At 65.7% G+C, this 22,953-nt stretch carries 23 protein-coding genes and 1 CRISPR repeat array; of the genes, 7 read left to right on the top strand and 16 right to left on the bottom strand.

Annotated features, from left to right (window positions below; all coding sequences use genetic code 11):
• Positions 1–4: 4 nt before the first annotated feature.
• From NZ773_15175 to sufC, 10 genes are all read right to left on the bottom strand, one after another.
• A complete protein-coding gene (locus NZ773_15175) occupies positions 5–1,153 on the bottom strand; it encodes a PQQ-binding-like beta-propeller repeat protein (GenBank protein ID MCS6803267.1) in 1,149 nt (382 codons plus the stop codon).
• Complete coding sequence (yidD, locus tag NZ773_15170; protein MCS6803266.1) at positions 1,140–1,346, bottom strand: membrane protein insertion efficiency factor YidD; 207 nt, start codon at positions 1,344–1,346, stop codon at positions 1,140–1,142. The genes NZ773_15175 and yidD overlap by 14 nt, the downstream gene beginning before the upstream one ends.
• Positions 1,343–1,711, bottom strand: coding sequence for a ribonuclease P protein component (rnpA, locus tag NZ773_15165; protein ID MCS6803265.1), 369 nt, complete (start codon positions 1,709–1,711; stop codon positions 1,343–1,345). The genes yidD and rnpA overlap by 4 nt, the downstream gene beginning before the upstream one ends.
• Before the next feature lie 9 nt (positions 1,712–1,720).
• Positions 1,721–1,861, bottom strand: a complete 141-nt coding sequence (rpmH, locus tag NZ773_15160) for a 50S ribosomal protein L34 (protein MCS6803264.1) — start codon at positions 1,859–1,861, stop codon at positions 1,721–1,723.
• A gap of 188 nt (positions 1,862–2,049) precedes the next feature.
• The gene (locus tag NZ773_15155; protein ID MCS6803263.1) at positions 2,050–2,478 is read right to left on the bottom strand and encodes an SUF system NifU family Fe-S cluster assembly protein; all 429 of its coding nucleotides are present in this window, start codon (positions 2,476–2,478) and stop codon (positions 2,050–2,052) included.
• Positions 2,471–3,697, bottom strand: a complete 1,227-nt coding sequence (locus tag NZ773_15150; GenBank protein MCS6803262.1) for a SufS family cysteine desulfurase — start codon at positions 3,695–3,697, stop codon at positions 2,471–2,473. Before NZ773_15150 ends, NZ773_15155 begins: the two co-directional genes overlap by 8 nt.
• 17 nt (positions 3,698–3,714) lie before the next feature.
• A complete protein-coding gene (locus NZ773_15145) occupies positions 3,715–4,023 on the bottom strand; it encodes a non-heme iron oxygenase ferredoxin subunit (protein ID MCS6803261.1) in 309 nt (102 codons plus the stop codon).
• Complete coding sequence (sufD, locus tag NZ773_15140) at positions 4,020–5,354, bottom strand: Fe-S cluster assembly protein SufD (protein ID MCS6803260.1); 1,335 nt, start codon at positions 5,352–5,354, stop codon at positions 4,020–4,022. Before sufD ends, NZ773_15145 begins: the two co-directional genes overlap by 4 nt.
• A gap of 76 nt (positions 5,355–5,430) precedes the next feature.
• Entirely contained in the window at positions 5,431–6,855 is a 1,425-nt protein-coding gene (gene sufB, locus NZ773_15135; protein ID MCS6803259.1) for a Fe-S cluster assembly protein SufB, read from the bottom strand.
• Positions 6,852–7,628, bottom strand: a complete 777-nt coding sequence (gene sufC, locus NZ773_15130; protein ID MCS6803258.1) for a Fe-S cluster assembly ATPase SufC — start codon at positions 7,626–7,628, stop codon at positions 6,852–6,854. Before sufC ends, sufB begins: the two co-directional genes overlap by 4 nt.
• Before the next feature lie 150 nt (positions 7,629–7,778).
• Here sufC and NZ773_15125 point away from each other — a divergent pair, with 150 nt between their 5' ends.
• Positions 7,779–8,396 (top strand): transcriptional regulator, encoded by a 618-nt coding sequence (locus NZ773_15125; GenBank protein MCS6803257.1) that lies wholly within the window; start codon positions 7,779–7,781, stop codon positions 8,394–8,396.
• A gap of 192 nt (positions 8,397–8,588) precedes the next feature.
• Here the strand turns inward: NZ773_15125 and NZ773_15120 are convergent, their stop codons facing one another.
• The 3 genes from NZ773_15120 to NZ773_15110 all read right to left on the bottom strand — a co-directional run bounded on the left by NZ773_15120 (position 8,589) and on the right by NZ773_15110 (position 12,848).
• Positions 8,589–9,662 (bottom strand): 2-hydroxyacid dehydrogenase, encoded by a 1,074-nt coding sequence (locus NZ773_15120; protein MCS6803256.1) that lies wholly within the window; start codon positions 9,660–9,662, stop codon positions 8,589–8,591.
• Positions 9,663–9,952: 290 nt separating this feature from the next.
• Positions 9,953–12,004 carry a prolyl oligopeptidase family serine peptidase gene (locus tag NZ773_15115; GenBank protein MCS6803255.1) on the bottom strand — a complete coding sequence of 684 codons (2,052 nt, stop codon included), beginning with the start codon at positions 12,002–12,004 and terminating at the stop codon, positions 9,953–9,955.
• Between the two features lie 46 nt (positions 12,005–12,050).
• Positions 12,051–12,848 (bottom strand): tetratricopeptide repeat protein, encoded by a 798-nt coding sequence (locus NZ773_15110; GenBank protein MCS6803254.1) that lies wholly within the window; start codon positions 12,846–12,848, stop codon positions 12,051–12,053.
• A gap of 753 nt (positions 12,849–13,601) precedes the next feature.
• On the opposite strand from NZ773_15110, the gene NZ773_15105 reads away from it, so the two are divergent.
• A complete protein-coding gene (locus NZ773_15105; GenBank protein ID MCS6803253.1) occupies positions 13,602–14,255 on the top strand; it encodes an NIPSNAP family protein in 654 nt (217 codons plus the stop codon).
• On the opposite strand, the gene NZ773_15100 is transcribed toward NZ773_15105, so the two are convergent.
• Positions 14,188–15,165 carry a methyltransferase domain-containing protein gene (locus NZ773_15100; protein ID MCS6803252.1) on the bottom strand — a complete coding sequence of 326 codons (978 nt, stop codon included), beginning with the start codon at positions 15,163–15,165 and terminating at the stop codon, positions 14,188–14,190. The two genes, NZ773_15105 and NZ773_15100, sit on opposite strands and share 68 nt — an antisense overlap.
• Positions 15,166–15,242: 77 nt before the next feature.
• Between NZ773_15100 and NZ773_15095 the strand changes: the two genes are divergently transcribed.
• The gene (locus NZ773_15095) at positions 15,243–16,142 is read left to right on the top strand and encodes a glycosyltransferase (GenBank protein MCS6803251.1); all 900 of its coding nucleotides are present in this window, start codon (positions 15,243–15,245) and stop codon (positions 16,140–16,142) included.
• Entirely contained in the window at positions 16,127–17,296 is a 1,170-nt protein-coding gene (locus tag NZ773_15090; protein ID MCS6803250.1) for a radical SAM protein, read from the top strand. Before NZ773_15095 ends, NZ773_15090 begins: the two co-directional genes overlap by 16 nt.
• A 63-nt stretch (positions 17,297–17,359) precedes the next feature.
• Here the strand turns inward: NZ773_15090 and NZ773_15085 are convergent, their stop codons facing one another.
• The gene (locus tag NZ773_15085) at positions 17,360–18,109 is read right to left on the bottom strand and encodes a TlpA family protein disulfide reductase (GenBank protein MCS6803249.1); all 750 of its coding nucleotides are present in this window, start codon (positions 18,107–18,109) and stop codon (positions 17,360–17,362) included.
• Positions 18,110–18,194: 85 nt separating this feature from the next.
• Between NZ773_15085 and NZ773_15080 the strand changes: the two genes are divergently transcribed.
• Entirely contained in the window at positions 18,195–18,731 is a 537-nt protein-coding gene (locus tag NZ773_15080; GenBank protein MCS6803248.1) for a DoxX family membrane protein, read from the top strand.
• Between the two features lie 72 nt (positions 18,732–18,803).
• Here the strand turns inward: NZ773_15080 and NZ773_15075 are convergent, their stop codons facing one another.
• Positions 18,804–19,880, bottom strand: coding sequence for a hypothetical protein (locus tag NZ773_15075; GenBank protein ID MCS6803247.1), 1,077 nt, complete (start codon positions 19,878–19,880; stop codon positions 18,804–18,806).
• A 58-nt stretch (positions 19,881–19,938) separates the two neighbouring features.
• Between NZ773_15075 and NZ773_15070 the strand changes: the two genes are divergently transcribed.
• Both NZ773_15070 and NZ773_15065 read left to right on the top strand, forming a co-directional pair.
• A complete protein-coding gene (locus NZ773_15070; GenBank protein ID MCS6803246.1) occupies positions 19,939–21,858 on the top strand; it encodes a TIGR03960 family B12-binding radical SAM protein in 1,920 nt (639 codons plus the stop codon).
• A gap of 59 nt (positions 21,859–21,917) precedes the next feature.
• Positions 21,918–22,550 (top strand): TIGR03936 family radical SAM-associated protein, encoded by a 633-nt coding sequence (locus NZ773_15065; GenBank protein ID MCS6803245.1) that lies wholly within the window; start codon positions 21,918–21,920, stop codon positions 22,548–22,550.
• Between the two features lie 73 nt (positions 22,551–22,623).
• Positions 22,624–22,943: direct repeats of the CRISPR family, unit length 36 nt; unit sequence GTTTCAATCCTCACCTATCACGAAGATAGGTGCAAC.
• Positions 22,944–22,953: the final 10 nt, after the last annotated feature.

The following is a 22,953-nucleotide window of genomic DNA, read 5'->3' as shown; positions in this document are numbered from 1 at the left end:
CTCCTTACCGGTTTGACGGAAGTTCCCATCGCACGGTTCGCGTCCGCACATCGAGCGCGAACAGGCGATGACTGTTGTTGTCACTCGCGTAGACGAGGTCGCCGTCGGCAGCCAGCGGACTGACGACCGGACCGCCGGCGTTGAACGTCCACTCCTGTTGACCGCTTCGTGTTATGGCATAAATCTTACCATCGTCCGCCCCGACGACAATCCACTCGCCGGCCCGCACCGGCTTCGGGCGGATCCGCCCGCCGACGGTGCTCGTCCAGCGGATCTCGCCGCTCAGGGCGTCGATGGCGTACAGCTTCCGGTCGAAGCTGCCGACATAAAGCGTCTCCCCCTCAACAAGCGGCTCGCTCCACACCCACCCCCCAGTGCGCGCCGTCCAGCGCAGGTCGAGGGTCACCGGGTCGAGCGCATACACGGTCTCGTCCAGCGAACTAACGTAGAGATAGCGTCCGAACGACACCGAGCCCGGGATGGCGCCATTGGCCCGAAAGGTGCGGCGCACTTGGCCGGTCTCCGGGTCGAGCGCATACACCGTGTGATCCATCGAGGTGACGTAGAGTACGCCATCGCGGAGCACCGGCTGGCCCCAGACCGCATCGCGCGCCTTGAAGGAAAAGGCCGTGCGCCGCGTTCCGTTGGTCAGGTCGAGCGCAACGACCGTCCCGTCCGCTAGGCCGAAATAGACACTCTCCCGCGTGACGAGAGGCGCGCTTTTCGGCGGCATCGGCAGGTTCTCGGCATTGCGGAGATCCTGCTCCCATAGCCGCTGGCCATCGCTGGCGCGCAGCGCCACCGCCTTCGCGCTGTTGTTGTGGGTGTTGGGCACGACGACGATGTCGTTCCCCACGGCGGGCGGATAGTAGGGCATGCCGAGCGTGTTCTCCGGAGGATACTCCCACCGCCGTTCGCCTGTCGCCGCGACTGCCGCGACGACGCGGCCGCTCGCGAGCGAGACATAAACCATCGTTCGGTCCGGCTGCGCTGCCGACCACCCCGTGGGCACCGCGCCGAAGCAGGCGGAGGTGAGGAGCGCGGCGGCCGCAAGAGTAAGCAGGGGGCCTCCTCTCTTCCTCAGCCTTCTGGCAGTGCGGAAGCGTCCCACCGAGAGTGACAGCACGGCAGCGGCATGATTAAGCGGGGTCATAGCCGCCCGCCGAAAACGGATTGCAGCGGGCGATGCGCCACGCTGTTTTGAGTATGCCGCGAACGACGCCGTACTTTTCGATCGCTTCGATCCCGTACTGGGAACAGGAGGGCACAAAGCGGCACGAGGGCGGCAGCGCCCGCGAGAACGTGTTCTGATAGAGCCGGATCGCGCCAATCATCAGTGCTTTCATCGAGGAAAAGTCGCCATCGGGCGGTCGGCCGGCGTTCCGCCGAGCGCCTTGGCCCGACGGAGCAGGTCGATCACCGCCGCCGTCAGTTCGCTGAACGTCGCTGTCGCTGCCTCCGGCCGCGCCCCAAAGACCAGATCAAGCCCCGGTCGGATCGGCAGCTGCCGGCCAATCTCCCGGAGGCGCCGTCGCACCCGGTTCCGCACGACTGCGCTTCCTACCCGCTTTCCTGCCACCACCGCAAAACGGAACGTGTCCAACCCATTCGGCCGAACGCGAAGCGTCACCAGCGGCCCGGAGACCAGTCGACCTTCTCGATACACACGGTCGATCTCTGCCTTTCGGCGAAGCCGGTGCTCACGGCGCACCGCCGCGCGTCAGACGACGGTCAGCCTTCGGCGGCCACGCAGCCGCCGACGCTTCAGGACAAGGCGTCCGCCGCGTGTCCGCATGCGGGCGAGGAAGCCATGTTCGCGCTTGCGGGGGATCCGCTTCGGTTGGTACGTTCGCTTCGGCATCGTGGGTTCAGTCCTCAGGTCTCAGAGCGGAGCGCATTTCAACAGCGCCGGGATCAGCTCGAACGTCGCTTGAGTATAGCCGATCCCTAAAATGGTCGCGTGCGCCGGCGCGATCGCGAGGTCGGCCTCGCTGGATCCTCCTCGTCAGCGGACCGTTCGCGCTGCAGTCGCGGCGGCCTTCAGTGCCCTCAGCGTGCGCGGTATTCGTGGATCGACTGCTTGAGGGTCTCCCACGGCAGCAGCGCGCACTTGACCCGCGCCGGGAACTTGCGGACGCCCTCGAGGGCGGCGAGGTCCTCGAGGTTCGGGCCTTCGGGCACGCCGCCTCCCCGCATCATCCCCTCGACCTGCTCGACAAGAGCGAGCGCCTCCTCAAGCGAACGGCCAACGATCGCCTGGGTCATGATCGAGGTCGACGCTTGGCTGATTGAGCACCCATTGCCGGTCGAGCGGGCAGCCGCGATTGCGCCGTCGCCGATCTTCAGGTAGAGCGTCACTTCGTCGCCGCAGATTGGGTTGCTGCCGCGCACCTTGGTATCGGCGTCGGGCAGCTCTCCGCGATTGCGCGGGCTGCGATAGTGGTCGAGGATGATTTCCCGATAAAGTTCATTAAGCAAGAGCAAACACCTCGCGCGCGCGCGCGATCCCGGCAACCAGCGCGTCGAGTTCGTCGCGCAGCGTGTAGAGGTAGACGCTCGCCCGCGCTGTCCCGCTGATACCGAGGGCGCGCATGGCTGGATGACAGCAGTGCTGGCCGGCCCGGATTGCGATCCCCTCTTGGTCGAGGATCGTGCCGAGGTCGTGCGGATGGATCCCGTCCACCGTGAACGAGAGGACGCCGCCATGCCGGTCAGGGTCGGCGGGACCGTAGACGCGCACGCCGGGCAGAGCACGCAGCGCCGCCATCCCGTAGGCGACCAGCTCGCGCTCGTGAGCGCGGATGTTCGCCATCCCGATCCCGTCGAGATAGCGGATCGCGGCAGCAAGCCCGACGGCATCGGCGACATTGGGCGTGCCAGCTTCGAATTTGCGCGGCGGCTCGGCCCACAGCGCGTGGTCATAGAAGACTTCCTGGATCATGCTGCCGCCGCTGAGAAAGGGGTCCATCGCTTCGAGCAGCTCGAGCCGTCCCCAGAGCACGCCGATCCCCATCGGGCCGCACATCTTATGCCCGGAGAACGCGAGAAAGTCGCAGCCAAGGGCCTGGACATCAACTGGCATATGCGGGACGCTCTGCGCGGCGTCGACTAGGACGACCGCACCGGCGGCATGTGCCGCAGCGACCACCTGCTCAACCGGATGGATCGTGCCGAACGCGTTTGAAACATGGACGAGAGCAACGATCTTGGCGCGCCGGGTGAGGAGGTCGAGCGACGCGAGCGGCAGCGACTGCTCCTCGTCCATTGGGAAATAGCGTGTCGTCGCGCCGCGCTCGGCGGCAATGCGCTGCCACGGGACCAAATTGCTATGGTGCTCGATGGCGCTCGTCCAGACTTCGTCGCCTGGCCCGAGCACGCGTCCGCCGTAGGCGCGGGCGACCAGATTGATCGCTTCGGTTGTATTCCGAACGAAGATAATCTCCCGTGGGTCGCGCGCGTTGAGGAAGCGGGCGACGGTGGCGCGTGCCTGCTCGAACAGCTCCGTCGCTTCATCGCCGAGCGCATGGAGACCGCGATGGACGTTGGCGTTGTGCCGCGAGTAATACTCGACGAGCGCGTCAATGACTTGGCGCGGCTTCTGCGCCGTCGCCGCGCTGTCGAGATAGACAAGCGGCTTGCCGTGCACCGTTCGCGCCAGGATAGGAAAGTCGGCGCGGATCTGCTGTTCGTTGAGCATCGTCGCCCTCGATCCTGCTACCGCTTCACAAGGATATCATCTCCCTCGATTTTGACCTCGAAGACCGCGATCGGGGTGACTGCTGGCAGCGACTTGACTGCGCCGGTGCGCAGGTCAAAGCGCGCGCCGTGGAGCGGACACTCGATCACCCCGTCGAAGACATCGCCGTCGGAGAGCGACGCTTCTTCGTGCGTGCATGCATCTTGGCAGGCAAACACCTCGCCGTTCGAGCGCGCCACAGCGATCGCCTCCCCATCAAGCTCGACCCGGATGACGGAATTATCCGGGAGCTGGCTCAGTTTGGCGACCGGACGGAACTCGCTCATCGTCCCTCCATCTTCCGCGCAATGGACTGATCGAGGCGCGCGCGAACGCGCTCGATTGGCACCCGGGAGAGAAGAGGCTCCAGAAACCCTTCCACAATCATCCGCTCGGCCTCGATCCGCGGGATGCCGCGTGTCATCAGGTAGAAGACCTGCTCTTCGTCGATCGGCCCCACCGTCGCTCCATGGGTGCAGCGGACATCATTCGCCTCGATCTCCAGCGTCGGGATCGAATCCGCCCGCGCCTTGTCAGAAAGGAGCAGATTTCGGTTGGCAAGATAGGCGTCGGTCCGCTGGGCGCCTTTGGCGACCTGGATCAGCCCGGCGAACGCCGAGCGCGCGCTCTCTTTGAGAACGCTCTTGAAGAGCAAGTCGCTCGTGGCGTGCGGCGCAGCGTGAAGCTGCAGGGTGTGCAGGTCGAATTGCTGCGCGTCATCGCCGAAGCAGAGACCGAGCAGTTCGTGAGTACTGCCCGGTTCGTCCATCACCGCGGCGAGGTCGACGCGCGCGAGGCGGCTGCCGAGAACGACGAGCAACCAGTGTAGGGTCGCGTCCCGGGCGGTGATCCCGCGGAGCCAGGAGAAGCTCGCGACGCCGCGGCCGCGGTCGTGGAGCGCAATGTAGCGCAGGCGGGCGCCCGCGCCCACGCGCAGTTCGACCACGTCAGTAACGAGCCCTGCGGCCCCGGGGGCGGACAGGCAGTCGTCGATGAACGTCGCCGCACCGCCCGCGTCGACCACAACGAGCGACCGGCCGCCGACCCCAACGCCGGCGCCGTCCGCCCAATGGAGCGCGCGCAGCGGCAGCGCCACCTCAACACCGGCGGGAACATAGAGAAAGACCCCGCCAGACCAGAACGCCGTGTTGAGGGCGGCGAAGATCCCATCTTCAGGCCGAACGATCGTACCGAGGAACGGCTCGACGAGGTCGGGGTAGTCGCGCACCGCCGCGTCGAGCGACGTGAAGATCACGCCGGGCGGCAGCGCCGCGCGCGACGCGACCGCTGCGCCGTTGTGGAGCGCGATCATTCCCGCTTCTGACGCATCGCCCTCCTCAAGCGGCGGCGGGACAGCGCCGTCGTCCGGCCCAACGACCGGCACGATGCCGTCGAGGGTGACGCTGTGTATATCGATCCGGCGCCAAGCCTCTTCCTTCCCGGTTGGCCACGGGGTTGCCGAAAAGACCTCCCACGCCGCCAGCCGCCGCTGGCGCAGCCATTCCGGCTCGCCTTTGCGCTGCGAAAGCTCGTCGACACCGGCCCGGCTGAAGCCGCCGGCCAGCCGCCCCGTTCCTGTCAAAGGGAGGCCCGGCGCCGGCCCACGGGCGCCACTCATGCCCATTCTCCTCTCAGAAGTTTCACGTGAAACAGGCGCTGCGCTCGCCAGGGCGGGGCAGCTGGCGAGCGAGTTCTTACCCGACCGACCCTTCCATTTCAAGCTGGATCAGCCGGTTCATCTCAACGGCGTATTCGAGCGGCAGTTCCTTGGTAATCGGCTCGATAAAGCCGTTGACGATTAGGGTCGTCGCCTCCTGCTCCGAGAGGCCGCGGCTCATCAGGTAGAACAGCTGCTCCTCGCCGACCTTGCTGACCGTCGCCTCATGACCGAGCGTCACGCGGTTCTCTTCCACCTCGATATACGGGTAGGTGTCGGAGCGCGACTGGTCATCGAGCAGCAGCGCGTCGCAGCGGACGTTGGACTTCACATCGACGGCGCCAGGATAGACCTTGAGCAAGCCGCGATAGCTTGTCCGCCCGCCATCTTTGGAGATCGACTTGGAGATGACGGTCGAGCTGGTGCGCGGCGCGACGTGAATAATCTTCCCGCCCGCATCCTGATGCTGGCCGCGCCCGGCGTAGGCCACGGAGAGAATGTCGCCGCGGGCGCCCGGCTCCATCAGATAGACCGCCGGATACTTCATCGTCAGCTTCGAGCCGAGATTGCAGTCGACCCATTCCATCACGCCATCGGCATAGACGGCGGCGCGCTTGGTGACGAGGTTGTAGACATTGACCGACCAGTTCTGGATGGTCGTATAGCGCACCCGAGCGCCCCGCTTGACAATGATCTCGACGACGGCGCTGTGGAGCGAGTCGGTCGAATAGACCGGAGCGGTGCAGCCCTCGACATAGTGGACGTAGCTGTCTTCGTCAGCGATGATGAGCGTGCGCTCGAACTGGCCCATGTTCTCAGTGTTGATCCGGAAATAGGCCTGCAGCGGGATCTCGACCTTCACGCCCTTCGGCACATAGATAAACGAGCCGCCGCTCCAGACCGCCGAGTTGAGCGCCGCAAACTTGTTGTCCGCTGGCGGCACCACCGTCCCGAAGTATTCCCGGAACAGAGCTTCGTGCTCGCGCAGCGCGCTGTCCGTATCGAGGAAGATAACGCCCTGCTTCTCAAGGTCTTCGCGGAGGTTGTGATAGACGACCTCCGACTCATACTGCGCGCCGACGCCGGCAAGGAACTTCCGCTCCGCCTCCGGGATGCCGAGGCGATCAAAGGTGTTCTTGATGTATTCCGGCACTTCATCCCACGAGCGCGCGGCGCGCTCGCTCGGCCGGACATAGTAGTGGATGGAGTCAAAGTCGATCTCAGAGAGATCGCCGCCCCAGGTCGGCATCGGCTTCTGGCGGAAGATCTCGAGCGCGCGGAGCCGGAAGCGGCGCATCCACGCCGGCTCGTTTTTCATCTCCGAAATCTGCGCGACGACCCGCTCGTTCAGGCCGCGCTCCGATTTGAACACATACTCGGCCTCGTCATGAAAGCCGTACTTGTATTCGCGCTTGATCTCCTCAAGGATCGCTGCTTCGCGCGCCTGCAGATCCTGCGTCATGGTCGTGCCTCCCCGCTCATTGCCGCTGCCTCTTGGATCACCCAGTCGTAGCCCCGCGCTTCGAGTTCATGGGCAAGCTCCTGTCCGCCCGACCGGACGATGCGCCCATCAACCAGCACATGGACAAAGTGCGGCTGGATGTACTGCAGCAAGCGCTGATAGTGCGTAATCACCAAGATGCCTAGGTCCGGGCCGGCGAGGGCGTTCACCCCTTCCGAGACGATGCGGAGCGCGTCGATGTCGAGTCCGGAGTCGGTCTCGTCGAGGATTGCGTATTTCGGCCGCAAGAGCGCCATCTGCAAGATCTCCGCTCGTTTCTTCTCGCCCCCGGAGAACCCCTCATTCAGGTAGCGCGAAAGGAACGAGCTATCCATCTTGAGCAGCTTCATCTTCTCTTGGACGGTGCGGCGAAACTCCATCGGGGGGATATCGCGCCCTTGGACCGCCTTCATCGCTAAGCGGAGGAAGTTGCCCATGCTGACGCCCGGAACCGACGTCGGATACTGGAAAGCGAGAAACAGCCCGCGCCGCGCCCGCTCGTCCGGCGGCTCATCGACAATGTTCGCTCCGTCGAGCACAATCTCGCCCTGCGTCACCTCGTAGCCGGGATGGCCCATCAGGGTGTTCGCCAGCGTGCTCTTCCCCGAGCCGTTCGGGCCCATCAGCGCGTGGATTTCGCCCTTCCGGATCGTGAGCGACAGCCCCTTGACAATCTCCTTGCCATCAACGGCCACGTGGAGGTCGTTGATGACAAGACCGCTCTCCTCGGTCATGCGCGCTCCCTCGCGTTTTCTCGTTCCTTTTCGCCCTGTACCCTAGCACATCTGCGCGCTTTTCGCAACTCAGTGGTTTTGAAAAACCAGAGAGTTAGAGAATGTTGACGGAGGAACGACGCCTCGATATACTCGGAGCGAGGGCGACCGATGCACCCGACTGATCGTCCGCGAGGCCGAGAGGCGATCCTGCGCACCTTGAAGCTGCGAGGCCGGCAGACAGCCCAAGCGCTTGCCGACGCACTCGGCATCACGCCGGTGGCTGTCCGGAAGCATCTTGAAGCGCTGGAAGCGGAGGGGCTCGTCCGCGTCTCGACCGTGAAGCAGCCGCGGGGACGGCCGGCGCTCCTCTACCAGCTCACCCCCGCCGCTGATGCCCTATTTCCGCAAGGCTATCGCCAGCTCTCGCTCGACCTCATTGCCGACCTCGTCGCGCTCGATGGCGAAGAGAAGCTGGAACAGCTCCTGCGCGCCCGCAACGCCCGCGTCCTGCAGGAGCGTGTCGCGCCGCTCGACGACCCCGCTCAGCGCGTTCAGGAGTTGGTCCGTCTCCGCAATGAAGACGGCTACATGGCGAGCGTGGAGGAGCAGCCGGACAGCTACGTGATCCGCGAACATAACTGCCCGATCTACGAGGTCGCCTCGCGCTTCCCCGTCGCCTGCCAGTGCGAAGCCGACCTCTTTACCGCCGTCGTCAACAAGCCTGTCGTCCGGGAAGGCTCGATCGTCGAAGGCGACGAAAGCTGCACCTACCGCGTTCCGAAGTAGCGCGCGCCCGAAGGGACGGTTCTCCCGCTTCGCCGGCGCGCGGGGAGCCCATCCTCCGCCGGCCCTGCTCGACGGATCAAGAGAGCAGCCTAAGAAAGCCGCCGTCAGCTTCGGCCCGCTCGGTCGCGGTCGGGGGTCTGCTGCTCCGACGATGACTGCCCTCCGACCGGCGACCCGTCTCCTCGCACGAGGTCAACTGTCGTCGCCGAGGATTTCGAGGAGTTCGTCGATTTCGAGGACACGCTGCACCGGCGGCTCGCCTCCTCGCATGACGTCAACCGTCACCGCGTTGGTGCAGCGGCCGGTCTGCTCGAACTCGCGAAAGTTCTCGAGCGTCGTCTCGGCGATCGCGCGGAGTGCGTGATCGGTGAGAAAGGCTTGATGGCCGGTCACGAGAACATTCGGGAACGTGAGCAGGCGGGCAAAGACGTCGTCGGCGATGACGTGGTTTGAAAGATCCTGGTAGAAGAGGTCTTCCTCCTCTTCGTACACATCGATCGCCAAGAAGCCGATTGTGCCCGCTTTGAGCGCCTCGATGACGGCGCGCGTCTCGAGGAGAGCGCCCCGGCTGGTATTGACAAGAAAGACGCCCGGTTTGACATGACGCAGGAAGTGCTCATCGACGAGGTGATAGGTCTGGGGCGTCAGCGGCACGTGCAAGGAGATGATGTCGCTCTGACGGGCGAGGTCGAGCACATCATCGACGTATTCCGCCAACGCTGCCGCCTCGGCGTTGCGGACCACGTCGTAGGCAAGGAGCCGCGCCCCGAAGCCGCTCAGGTTGCGCAGGGTCGCTGTGCCGATCCGGCCGGTGCCGATGATCCCGATTGTTTTGTCGCGCAGCTCAAAGCCGACGAGGCCAGTCAGCTCGAAGTTGTGCTCGCGGACGCGGTTGTAGGCGCGGTGGATCTGGCGGCCGAGGGTGAGGATAAGGCCAACCGTGAACTCGGAGACGGCATTCGGCGAATAGGCAGGGACGCGAGCGACCACGATGCCGTGGCGATCGGCTGCTTCGAGATCGATCTGGTTGTAGCCGGCGCTGCGCGTCGCAATGATGCGGACGCCCCCCGCCGCGAGGCGGGCGATCACCTCACAGTCGACGCGGTCGTTGACGAAGACGCAGACCCCCGGAAACCCATCGGCGAGCGCCGCCGTATCCGGCCGCAGCCGCGCCTCGAAGAAATGCAGTTCATGCCCAAAGGCGGCGTTGTGCCGCTCGAAACTCGCCCGGTCATAGGGCTTGGTGCTGAACACAGCGATTTTCATCGCGGTATCGCCTCCTCCGAGAGGCGCGCGGCGAGCAAGGACTGAGCGCTCCTGCCAGCGCCGCCCCCTGCTTGCCGCGCAGATCTTCAAAGTTGTTTGTGCGGGAGCGCGGCGAGCGCGCGCAGGATCTCGCTGCCGCGGCGCGCGACGAGGCGGCCGAGGTCGTCACGCCTCCCCCCTCACCGCGCGCGACTGCGCCGAGGGCGCAGACATCCCCTCCACCGTGCTGCGCCGCGGGGCAGCGCGCAGCTCGCGCTTCCTGAACGCCTGCCCGGAGCGCCGCCATCCCCTCACCCCATCCGAACGGCGCGGAAGAGAAAGGCGAGCACATCCGCCTCTTCCTCAATCGTCTTCCAGATCGGCTTGCCCATGCCGTGGCCCGCCTTGGTCTCGACGCGCAGCAAGATGGGCGTGTCGCCCGCGTTTGCGGCTTGAAGGGCGGCGGCGAGCTTCAGCGCATGCGCGGGGACGACCCGGTCGTCGTGATCGGCGGTAGTGATCAAAATAGGGGGATAGCGCGTCCCTGGCCGGACGTTGTGGTAGGGCGAATAGGCGAGCAAGGCGCGAAACATCTCCTCGCTCTCCTCGGGGGTGCCGTATTCCGGCGTCCAGAACTGGCCGGCGTGCGGCTCCCGGGCGATGTCGGCGCGGTGGTAGCGCAGCATGTCGGCGACCGGCACCTGAGCGACGACTGCGCCGAAGAGGTCAGGACGCTGGACGACGCAGGCCGCGACCAGCAAGCCGCCGTTCGAGCCCCCCCGGATCGCCAGCCGCTCCGGCCGGGTGTAGCCGAGGGCGATCAGCCCTTCGGCCGCGGCGATGAAGTCGTCGAAGACGTTCTGCTTGCGCATCCGGACGCCCGCCTGGTGCCACTCCTCGCCATACTCACCGCCGCCGCGCAGCGTTGCGACGGCGTACACCCCGCCGTGACGCAGCCAGGTGAGCGCCGACACCGAGAAGGCCGGCGTCAGGCTGACGTTGAAGCCGCCGTAGCCGGAGAGCAGGAGCGGCGCCGAGCCGTCAAGCGGCAGCCCGCGGCGATGCGTGACAAACACCGGAATGCGCGTCCCGTCCTTTGAGGTGGTGACGATTTGGCGCGTCTCAAACTGGTCGGGGTCGAACGGGATCGCGGCAGAGAAGAGAGGGGTCAGCTCCCCGCTCGGAAAATCGTACCGGAAGATCGTGGTCGGAAAGAGGAACGAGGTGAAGGCGAGGAAAGCGTCGCGATCCTCCCGTCGGCCCGAGACGCCGCCGACTGAGCCGATCGTCGGCAAGGGGATCTCGCCCGCCGGCGCACCCTCGAGCGAGAAGAGACGCACGACGTGGTGAGCATCGTGGAGATAGACGACGACGAGGCGGTCGGCGATGATGGCCGCTGCTTCAATGACGTCGGCAGCCTCGGCGACAATCTCGCGCCAGTGTGCCGGCTCCGGCCGGTCGAGGTCGATAGCGACAATCCGGCCGCGAGGCGCGCCGCGGTCAGTGTGGACATAGAACGTCCGGCCGACAGAATCGATAACGGTGTAGCGCGCGTCTTCCTCGTCGAGCAGCGGAACGACCGGCCCACCCGCCGCGAGGTCCTGGTAGGCGACCCGGTTCTTCGGGTCTGTGCCGCGCCAGACGTGCAGTACGAGATAGCGCCCGTCGTCGGTCACCGCTGGGTCGAAACCGAGCTCCTTGTCGTCCGGCCGCTCGTAGATGAGGACATCCTGGGCTTGGGGCGTGCCGACAGCGTGCCAGTAGACGCGGTTGTAGTGGGATGCATCCTCGGGAGAGACGCTTCCCGGCTCGGGATAGCGGCTGTAGAAGAAGCCCGCGCCATCGGGACGCCAAGCGATGCTGCTGAAGCGCACCCACTGGATCGTCTCAGGCAGGTCCTCGCCGCTGTCGACGCGCCGGACCCGGATCTCCTGCCAGTCACTGCCGCTGCGGGAGAGCCCATAGGCGAGGAGCGTGCCGTCCCGGCTCGTGGCGACATTGACCACGGCGACCGTGCCGTCGTCGCTCAGCAGGTTCGGGTCGAGAAGGACCCGGGGCGCAGCATCGGGGCGGTCTTGGACGTAGAGAACGGCGTGGTTCTGCAGGCCGTCGTTCTTAAAAAAGAAGGTCCGGCCGCCATCGCGCCACGGGACCGACCAGCGCGGATAGTTCCAAGTCTGCCTCAGTTCGTCGCGCAGCGCGTCGCGGGTAGGGCCGGCGAGCCACCTCTCCGTCTCGCGGTTCTGCGCCTCGACCCAGGCGCTGACTTCCTCGCTCTCCGTCTCCTCCAGCCACCGGTACGGGTCGGCGACCTCGACGCCGTAATAGCGGTCAACCACTGGGACGGTTCGGGTAGGGATCATCGAAAACTCCGAACGCCTGCCGAAAGGATAGCGAAGAGAGGACGCGTCATTCCCCGCGGTGCGCTGCCAGCAGCGCTTGGACGACGTCGGGGTTGAGCGCCATCGCTCGTTCGAGCGCGGCCGCCGCACCAGCACGGTCTCCGAGACGAGCCAGCGCCACCGAGAGGTAGAAATGCGGACGCGGGTCATCCGGCGCGGCGGCAATCGCGGCTTGCAGATGGTCGCGCGCCCGGCGGTCATCGCCAAGCGCGCCATACGCTCGGCCGAGGTAGAGATGGGCGCTCGGCTGGTCGGCGCGGACCTTCAAGCTGTGCTCGAGGAAGGGGACCGCTTCTTCAGGGCGTCCGCGCTCGACGAGGAGCCCGCCGAGCCCGGTCTGGGCTTGGGGGAGTTCGGGGGCGAGCGCAATCGCCCGCCGATAGGTTGCCTCGGCGAGGCGGAAAAATTCCTCGGCCCGGCGCCCCCGCGCGGGAGCGCTCCGGCGATAGGCGAAGGCGAGGTCACACAGCGCGCGCGCATCGTCGGGGTCGATGGCAGTCAGCAGTTCGCACGCCCGGATCAGCGCCCGCCAGTCGCCGCGCGCGCGTGCTTCGGCGACCGCATCCCACAGCCCGCGCTCCGTCTTTTGAGCGAACCGAAGATACGCGGCGGCATCGGGATGGTCGGGTTGAGCGAGCAGCAGCGCCCGGATGCCGCGCACAATCGCTTCCGGGCTCGCCTCTGTCACGCCGTCGGCCTCGGCCGCGAGGAGGGGAACGCGACGCGGCAGTCGCCAGTGCGCCGCCACGTCCGGTTCGAGCTCGCAGAAGCGGATGCCCGCCGGTTCCGCAGTTCCATGCAGCATCACCGCCCCTCCTCCATCAACCAACAGCCGCCTTGCTTCTTTCCCGTCCCATTGCGCCGCTGCGCTCTGCTCGGCAGCCCGTCAAGAGAGCAGGGAAGCGCCCTGCTCCTCGATCAGGCGCAGCGCTTCCAGCGTAACGCCTTCTGCGGCAGCGGCAGGATGGGGGAGGCGCGCCGCTCCTCTCTCGACCTCTGCGCCCTCCGCCGGCGCGCGGCTTCCTGGGTCTTTCCCGTCGCCCCCTTCTCATGGTACCGCCGCCGCACCAGCGCTCTGCCACCGCAGGCGACCGGAGCGCGCCGCCGCATCGCGGCTGCAGGAACGGCCATGGATGGTGGCAGGAGTAGCCGTGTGGTGCTGCATGTGGTATACTATAGGTATTCCAACGAGGGCCGCGGCTTCTGCAGTTACTCGCAGGGAAATTCTTAATCCCGGGGCCACCCGGCCAGAAAGCGAGCGAAGAGTGAGCAACTCGGTGAGTGCCTGTCCGCCACACCATTGGGTTATCACCCCTATTGTCATCGACGGGGAGAAACTCCTGCATCACGAGTGTCAGAAGTGCCACGAGTTTAAGAACGAGCCGCATCCCGAGATTATTCGCCGCTGGTCACGCCGCGCCACTCCTTCCGCAACAAACTGAGCCTCCCTGCACAGCGCCGAGACGCCGTGGGGCTCCACGGCGTTTGTCATTTTCACGCTTGACAGTGCCCCGCCTGCAGTGTACTAACGACGGGGAGGCGACCGGGGAGGTCAACGATGATCCCGTGGCAACTGCATGAATTTCGGATCGCGCCGGGGCAGCGCGACCAGTTTCTCGACCTCTGGCGAACGCGGCTTCTCCCTCTCGCCGAGCGCCATGGTCCCTGCATCGCAGGCTGCTGGACGGAAGGGCACGACCGGTTCCTCTGGCTGACCAGCTGTGCCCTGCGCCCAACCGACGACGCCTTGGCAGAAGACTGGCCGGCGCTGCTCGGTCGCCACCGCGGCCTCGGGACGATGGATGCCTCCCACATTCTGACCGAACTCGACTTCTCGCCGCTCGGCGCCCGTCTTCAGGGAGGACGCGTCCAGCCGCTCCCGTATCGCGTCTACGTCGTTGACGAGCAGATCCTGCAGCCGGGCGGGGCGCCTGCCGCCGAGGCAATCGGCCGCGACCACACCGTGCCGCTGCTGCGGGAGCTCGGCATGGACCTCGTCGGCGTCTGGCACAGCCGCTCGAACGGACAAGAGAGTTTGCTCTGGCTGCTCGGCTTTCGCAATGACCAAGAGCGGAAGGAGAAGCTGGCGCGCTTGCTGGCCAACCCGCGCTATGCCGAGATTAGGCGCCGGCTGGACGGCGTGCTCACGGGAGCACGGGCGCGCGTGCTTGAGCCGTGCGATTTCTCCCCGCTCGGGCCGGCTTCGGCTTAACTCCCCGCACGAGCACGTAGTCGATCCATCCTGCGCGATACGGAAGCCAGAAGGCATCGCCAGCTAGCCAGACGAGCGGCCGTTCCCGCCACGGGAAGCGCGCGAGCGTCGCTGGCTGGCGCATCAGCGCGCGGATCCCAGGGAAGACTGCCGCGCCAATCGAGCGGATCGCCACCTGCTGGAAGCCCGCCGCGGCGAGCCGCGCGCGATATTCCTCAGGGCCGTAGAGGTTCTCGGCGGGAATGTGCCAGAAGCGTCGGCCGAGCCCAATCATCAGCCGCCGCGCCAGGTCGTCCGGCGACCATCCCGCGAGCGGCCGCAGCGCTACGATATCTGCGGCGGCAAGGACGCCGCCCGGCTTCAAGACGCGAAACGCCTCTCGGAAGAAGTCGTCACGCAGCCGAAAGTGAAACGCGCTCTCGAGAGCGAGCACGCCGTCGACGGAGCCTGCGGCAACGGGGAGCGCGGTTGCGGTAGCGCGGGCGTAGTGAATGCGGTCGGCGAGGCGCTCGGCCAAGCGGCGCGCTGAGGCACGCGCAATCTGGGCGGGCGTCAGGTTGAGCCCGAGGATCGTCAGGCCGAAGCGGCGCGCCCAGAGGACATCCTGTTCCCCGAAGCCAAATCCGACATCGACGATCATCTTCGGCGCGCGCCGGCGGCCCTCTCGGCGCTCGGCAAAGCCGGCGAACCGGGCGAGCTCGGCTGCGAGGGCATCGCCCGCCTCGCGGTAGCTGCGCGGCTGCTCTTGCCAATAGCCGAGGTTGAGATAATCCGTATCTGCGGCGAGCAGCGCGCCGCCGCCGAGGTAGGAGTAGAGGGTGGTCGGATCGTCGCGATCGCCGCGAAGGGTGGAGCGGATGACGGCGCCGATGCGGTGTCGGCCGGTCCGGCCGGGCGGGAGTGGTGTCATGCTGAAAGGATACGCGACAGCCTGCCCCCCCGTTCCACAACCGGGACTGCTATCCTTGCACCGGGGGACGGCGCAGCATGGCGGCCATTCGCTCGGTTTCTGTCGTCATCGCGAACCTGAACTGCCCGGTTCTCGACCAGGGGCTGGCAGCGCTCTGCCGGCAGCAGCTGCCGGCAGAGATCGCCGTGGAGACGATCGTGGTAGGACGCGATGCCCCCAACTGCCTGCAGCGCTTCCCCTGGGTTCGTTTTATCGAAACCGACCGCCCGCTCTGGCCGGCAGCAGCGCGCAACCGCGGGATCCGCGAGGCCTCTGGCGAACTTATCGCTTCACTCGATGCCGATTGCGTCCCCAGCCCGCACTGGATTGCTGCCCTAGTTGCCGCCCACGAAACGCACGGCGAGCGGGTTGTGGTCGGGGGCGGGATCTGCGTCGAGAGTGCGAACCTGTGGGCGCTGGCCGACAATCTTGCCAGCTTCAACCGCTACCTGCCGTCGCGTCCGGCGGGGCCGGTGGTCCAGGTCCCGGCAGCGAACCTGTCGGCGCGCCGCGCGCTGTTTGAGGAAATCGGCCCCTTCGACGAGCGGCTGCGGATCGGCGAGGATACCGATTGGACGATGCGCGCCCGCCGCGCCGGCGTCCGCCTCCTTTTCGAGCCCCGGGCCGTGGTCTGGCACAACACGATGCGCCGCAGCCCGGCTGCCGTGATCGCCCACGGCTACGAGTGGGGCTATCATGCGGCCCGCAACCGGACACGCTATGCGCTTGAGCTCGGCACGCCGTGGGTGCTGCGCCACTGGTGGGCGACCGCGGCGGCAGCGCCGCTGATCGCAACCGCGACGACTGCCGCCATCTACCTCCGCAACCCGGGCGCGATCCGCTACATTAAGGCCGCACCGATCGTCTGGCTGGCGAAGCTGGCGTGGTGTGTCGGCGCAGCTCGCCGGCTGGCAGGAGGCGCATGCTCGAGCAACTGAAGTTCGCGCTTTCCCGCAAGGAAACGCTCGACCGACCGGTCCAGTTGAACCTCTTCATCACTGATGCCTGCAACGCTCGCTGCGGGCACTGCTTCAACTGGCGAGCGCTCAACCAAGGCGAAGAGGGGCTGACACTTGAGGAGATTGAGCGGCTCGCCGCCGAGCTCGGCGCGCTCCTCTCGGTTGGCATCTCCGGCGGGGAGCCGTTCCTCCGTAAGGATCTAGCGCAGGTCTTTGGTCTCTTCGCCGAACGCGGGCTGACCGATTTCACGGTGCCGACAAATGGGCTGATGCCGAAGCGGGTCCGCGACCTCGTCCGCGCCATGATTGAACAGCATCGCGAGACGCGCGTTGCGATCCTGCTCTCGCTCGATGGGCTGGGGGAACTGCATGACCGGATTCGGGGCGTGCCGGGCAATTTCCAGAAGGTCAAGGAGACCTATGAGGCGCTCGTCGCCCTCAAGCGCGCCTACCCTGACCGGCCGCCAATCCTGAAGGTCGGCACTGTTCTCTGCAACTGGAATATCGAGCAGGTCCCGGCGCTGATCGAGTGGGTGCAGGCCGAGCTTCCTGAGATCGACTTCCACAACTTCGAAATCATGCGCGGCAGCGGCCCTGACGATCAGCTGGGCGCGCCATCGGTCGCGCAACTCGAAGCGGTCAAGCCTCATATCTTCCGGGCCTGGGATCGCTACGCGTTCTACGGGAAGAACGCTCCTTTCCAGTCGTGGCTTGCGCTCGGATTGAAGCGGTACATCTTTACGCTGTACATCGAGATAATGCGCCAGCAGAAGCAGCTGATTCCGTGCTATGCGGGAACAATGAGCGCGGTCGTGGACGCGAGCGCCAATCTCTATTTCTGCGAGATTCGCGAGCCGATCGGCAATCTCCGCGACGCATCGTTCGCGCAGCTGTGGCGATCGGAGAAGGCCGAGCAGATCCGGGCGAGCATCAGGCGAGGGGAGTGCTGGTGCGTCCATTCCTGCTTCCAGCAGAAAAATGTCTATGCCAACCCCCGCCTCTGGCCACACATCGTGCGCTATCTCATCACCGGCACGTTCACGCTGCCGCCTCCGGACCACCTCCGTCCGCTCCCGAACCGTCCCGCAACCTTCGAGGACGCCATCACGGTGTTGCCGGCGCCGAAGCCCTAGGAGCGCGGCAGCCGTTCTGGGACGCCGCGCGGGGGTCGGTCGCCGGAAGGCCCTCCTGACGCCTTAGCTGGTGAGCACCTTGTCGATCTCCGCCGCAAGGATCGACTCTGGCGCCGCGCCTTCGGCGACATAGCGGATGACGCCGTTGCGATCGATGAGATAGAGCGTCGGGAAGCTCGTCACGCCGTAGAGCCGGGCACCGATGAGATCGCGGTCGAAATAGTGAGGGTAGTTGGTGTTAAACCGGCTCTGGAAGCGCTCGATGTCGGCGATGGAGGAGGGAGAACGCTGATCCATGCCGTTTGGGCTGGCGCTGACAGCGAGGATGTGGACGCGGTCGCCGTACCGATTCTGGAGGGAGCGGAGCACGGCTGTCTCGGACTGGCAGTGGGGACACCACGTCGCGAAAAACTCGAGGAGGACCGGCTGCCCGCGCAAAGCTTCGAGGGAGCCCGCCTGTCCGTTGATTGTCCAGGTCAGGTTTGGAGCGGGCGTTCCAATGGGAAGGGGGGACGCCGCGCGCTGGAGCGGTCCGATGCTCGGCCCGGTAATTTCGCCGACGGTGGTGCTGCCGCTTCCGCGGTTGCCAACGATATTCGCGGTGATGATCGCGGCAAAGAGCAGGGCGACGGCGCCGACCGCGATCCAGCGCCAATCGAGGCGACGCCCGACTGGCCGGCGCGCGGTGCGGGGGCGGCGAGGAGCGCTCTTGGCAGAGCTTACCTTCGGCGTATTCGGTGCGGGAGCGACGGATGAGAGTGCGGCCGCTGGCGCTTGGGAGCGCGCTGCCGACCGGGTTTTCGACTTCGCCAAAGCGGTCCTCCAGAGTGGGTGATGAACACCATGATGATGCGCGCTACGATTCGGTACGTCGAACTCTACGGTGATGGTTTCCTTGATGGCAAATGTTTTTCGCGAGCGGGAGGCGGCAGCGGCGATCGGCCTGTCTGACTGGCTGACTGTCGCCTGTCGGCTGGCAATAGGCGCCCTGTTCCTGCTGGCGGGCGGAGCAAAACTTGCCGAGCCCGGTTCTTTCTCAGCGGCGCTCGTCGCCTACGCGATCCTGCCGGTCGGGATGGTCTACTGGGTCTCGCTCCTCTTCCCGTGGGGCGAGGTGCTGCTTGGGCTGCTGCTGCTGAGCGGGACCTTCACCCGCGCCGCGGCGTGGACAGCGATCGGCCTTTTGCTGCTGTTCAGCGCGCTGATCGCCCAGGCGCTGCTGCGGGGGTTGTCGCTTGAGGACTGCGGCTGCTTTGGCGGCATCACTGAGGCGGTACCGGCGCTCAGCCTCATCCTCGGGGGCCGTTCTGTCGGCTGGCATGATGTTGTCCGCGACCTGATCTACGCCCTCATTGCGCTGCCGGTGGCAGTGCGGGAGCGCAGCGTGCTCTCGCTCGACGCGTGGCGGGAGCGTCAGGCCGGTGACGCAGAGTGACTTCTGCCGGCCCGGGAGGCGGCGCGTCCCTGCTGGGGAGCGGTGCGCGCGGGCGGAGGCAGCGCGCTCGGCTCAGCGCATCGGCTGCAGTTCGGCCCGGACGATTGCGGCGGCAAGCGCCATCGCGCGGATCTTGGCATAGGCGACAGACCGCGGCAGGAACCACATGCCGCAGTCCGGCGACAGCATCAGCCGTTCGGCCGGGACGACGGCAAGGGCGGCGCGTATCCGCTGCGCGAGATACTCGGGAGAGGCGACACGCTCGTCGCCGAGATTGAGTACGCCGAGGACGATCCCGCGGTCTCCGGCGTGAGTCAGGAGGTCGGGTTGATGGCCCGGTTCTTCGTACTCGATGTTGATGTAGTCGACCCGCGAGCGTGAGACCGCTTCCAGCACCTCGCCAAACCGCGCGTCGACGCGCTTGTTCTTCATCGCGATTGAGTAGCCGTAGCAGATATGGATGATGGTGCGGGCGCGGACGCCCTCCAGCACGCGGTCGATTACTTCTGCGACGAACGGGTTGGTGACGCGGCTGAGGAAATGGACGTCCGGCTCGTCGATCTGCAGGAGGTCGACCCCCTCTTCGTCGAGCGCGCGCAGTTCGTGATTGAGCGCCTCGGCCATGCCGAGGGCTGCGGAGCGCAGGTCGCCGTAGTAGGCGTCGGAAAGGCGGGCGGCCGCCGTGATCGGGCCGATCACGGTCATTTTGACGGGCTTGGCGGTGTGCTGTTTGAGAAAGCGCAGGTCCTCCAGTGCCATCGGCTCGCGCCACCGCAGCGGCCCGACAATGCGCGGCACGAGAACGTTCGGCCGCTGGATTTGTGATTCTGTGCTGACGGAAACGAAGGAGAGGTCGATCCCGTCCCGTTGGGGCGGGCCGAGAGTTTCATGGTCGATGCCGTCCAGTCGGTAGAAATAGCTGGCAAAGCTCTCGCGCCCTTGTTCGCCGTCGGTGATCACATCCAAGCCGGCGCGCTCTTGGTCGAGAATGGCGAGACGGATCGCATCCTGTTTCGCTTCGGTCAGGACGTCAGGCGGGGGAACCCAGATTTTGTGCGGCTCGCCGCCGAGGAGCGCCTCGCGACGGTAGAGCCAGCGGGGCTTGGTGTAGCTTCCGACGAGTTGGGTGGCAAGGAGGGGTAACGACATGAGAGCCCCCTTTTGGCGACCACGTTTCACCGCCAATATAATCCGAAGGAGGGCGGCCATGCCCCGCAGATGGGACCCCACGATGCTTCAGCAACTGGATCGCATTCTGCCGCGCGTCCAGAAACCGGCGCGCTATACCGGCGGCGAGTTTAACAGCATCGTTAAGGACTGGAGCCGCGCTGCTGTTAAGGTTGCGCTTGCCTTTCCGGACGTATACGAGGTTGGGATGAGCAATCTCGGCCTCGGCATTATTTATCACCTGATCAATGCCCGCGAGGAATGGCTGGCGGAGCGGGTGTATGCCCCCTGGCCGGATATGGAGGCAGAGCTGCGGCGGGTTGGCTTGCCGCTCTATGCGCTTGAGTCGCGCCGGCCGCTTGCGGACTTCGACCTGATCTGCTTTTCGTTCGCCTACGAGCAGTGCTTCACGAATGCGCTGACGATCCTTGACCTTGCCGGCCTGCCGCTGCGCGCAGCGGAGCGGGATGATGCTGCGCCGATCGTGCTTGCGGGCGGTCCTTCTACCGTCAACCCTGAGCCGATGTCGCTCTTTGTTGACCTCTTTCTGATCGGCGATGCTGAGGAAGCGCTGCCCGAGCTTCTTGCGCTCTATCAGGAGTGGCGCGCTGCGGGCGGGCGAGAGAAGGTGGAATTCCTGCGGCGGGCGGCACGGCTGCGCGGTGTCTATGTGCCGCAGTTTTATGCGGTGACATATCACCCGGACGGGACGGTGGCGGCGATTGTGCCGACCGACCCGGCAGCACCGCCGAAGGTGCGGCGAGCGATTGTTCGGCAGCTGCCGCCGCTGCCGACCAAACCGATCGTGCCGTATCTGGAGACGGTGCATGATCGCGTTGCGGTTGAGGTGATGCGCGGCTGCACGCGAGGCTGCCGGTTCTGTCAGCCGGGGATGGTGACCCGTCCGGTGCGAGAGCGCTCGACTGAGGAGATCCTTGCGACGGTTGAGGAGCTGCTGCGCAATACTGGCTATGACGAAGTGACGCTCCTCTCGCTTTCGACGAGCGATCACAGCACGATTGATGAGGTGGCGACGCGGCTGGCGGAACGCTACGCCGAGGACCATATCCAGATCTCGCTGAGCAGTCTGCGGGTGGATAGCTTTTCGGTAAAGCTTGCCGATGCGGTGGCGAAAGGGAAGAAAGCGGGGCTGACGTTTGCTCCTGAGGCGGGGACGCAGCGGCTGCGCGATGTGATCAACAAGCCGCTGACGGAAGAGGACTTGATGCGCTCGGTGGAGCTGGCGTTTCAGCGCGGCTGGGACGGGATCAAGCTGTATTTCATGATCGGCCTGCCGACGGAGACGGACGATGACGTGCGGGGGATTGTGACGCTCATCCGCAAGGTGCACGCGCTGGGCAGGCAATACCGCGGCGCGCGCGCGGAGGTGCGGGTGACGATCTCGACATTTGTTCCCAAGCCGCATACGCCGTTTCAATGGGCAGCCCAAGCTGAGCCGGAGGAGATCGCGCGAAGGATTAAGATTGTGCAGGATGGGCTGCGCATTCCGGGCGTGAAGCTCTCTTGGCATGATGCAGGAGAGAGCCGGCTTGAGGCGGCACTTTCGCGCGGGGATCGGCGCCTTGGGGAGGTTATAGAGCGTGCCTATCGGAAAGGGGCACGGTTCGACGCCTGGGGTGAACATTTCAAGCCGGCGATCTGGGATGAGGCTGCGGCTGAGTGCGGGCTTGATCTGTCGTGGTATGCCTATCGGCGCCGGCCGCTCGATGAGACCTTGCCGTGGAGTCACATTGATACTGGGGTGAGCGAGGCCTTTTTGCGCTGGGATTACCGGCGGAGTGTCCGTGAAGAGACGACGCCTGACTGTCACTATGATGTGTGCTCGGCGTGTGGGCTGCATAAGACGTTTGAGCCATGCACGACGCTGTTCAACGCGACGCTTGAGGAGCGGGTAGCGGTGCGGAAAGCGGCGCTGGCGGCCGGCCGGGGGCGCGGCTGACGGACAAAGGCGCACCCCCCCAGGGGCCAGCCGGTGCCCCGCCGAAGAGCCGGCTGCGCTTGCTGTTTCGGCGCGGCGAGGCGGTGAAATATATCTCGCATCTTGATCTGATGCGGCTGTTTGTGCGCGCCTGTCGACGCGCCGGGCTGCCGCTTGCTTATTCAGGAGGCTTTTCACCGAGCCCGGCGATCTCGTTTGCGCTGCCGCTTGCGGTTGGGGTTGTGGGCGAGCAGGAGCTAGTTGAGCTGGGCTTCCGCGAAGCGGTGTCAGCGGATGAAGTGGTCGCGGCGCTTCGGCCGCAGCTGCCGCCGGATGTGGAAGTGCTTGAAGCGTGGCCGGCAAGCGGCAAGCCGTTGGCGCGACTGATCGTTGCTGCTGACTATGTCGTCTGCTTCGAGACGACGCGTTCTCGAGCCGAACTGGAGGAGCAGATCGGAGCGCTGCTCGCGCGTGAGGCGATCCCGATCGAACGGGATCGGGGCGGAAAGAGGCGCTCTTTCGATCTCCGCCCGCTGATCCTATCGCTGGAGCTGAGCAACTGGCAGGAGGGAGAAGCGGAGATCAGGATGCGCCTTGTGGCAGAGCAGGGACGGGCTGGTCGCCCTGATGATGTGCTTGCCGCGCTCGGCATCGAGGATACGCCTGCACGCTATCGCCGAGTTGCGCTTCACTTTCGCGAGCCAATTCGCTGAGCCGTTCCTCCTCATCCCTCTCCCCCAGACAGGTGCCCCCCCTCTCTCCGCGATCTGAGTCGTCTCTCATCGTGCCTCAACACTTACCTATCACGAAGATAGGTGCAACGCGTGTATCGATCGTCCTGGCGGGGAACCCGGCGGAGTTTCAATCCTCACCTATCACGAAGATAGGTGCAACTGTTCAGGAACGGCACGGGAGTGCTGTTCCTGGACGTTTCAATCCTCACCTATCACGAAGATAGGTGCAACGTTGTGGCTGGCAGCGTTGTTGGCGCTGGGTGGGGGTTTCAATCCTCACCTATCACGAAGATAGGTGCAACTGGAGTGTGCCGACGAGCGACGGATTTGGCCGCCGTTTCAATCCTCACCTTTCACGAAGATAGGTGCAACCGGGTGTGCT

The organism is Dehalococcoidia bacterium (genome assembly GCA_025054935.1).
In the GTDB taxonomy this organism is placed as follows: domain Bacteria; phylum Chloroflexota; class Dehalococcoidia; order SpSt-223; family SpSt-223; genus JANWZD01.
Note: the sequence above shows the minus strand (reverse complement) of the source record. Positions and strands in the feature narration are given on the sequence as shown.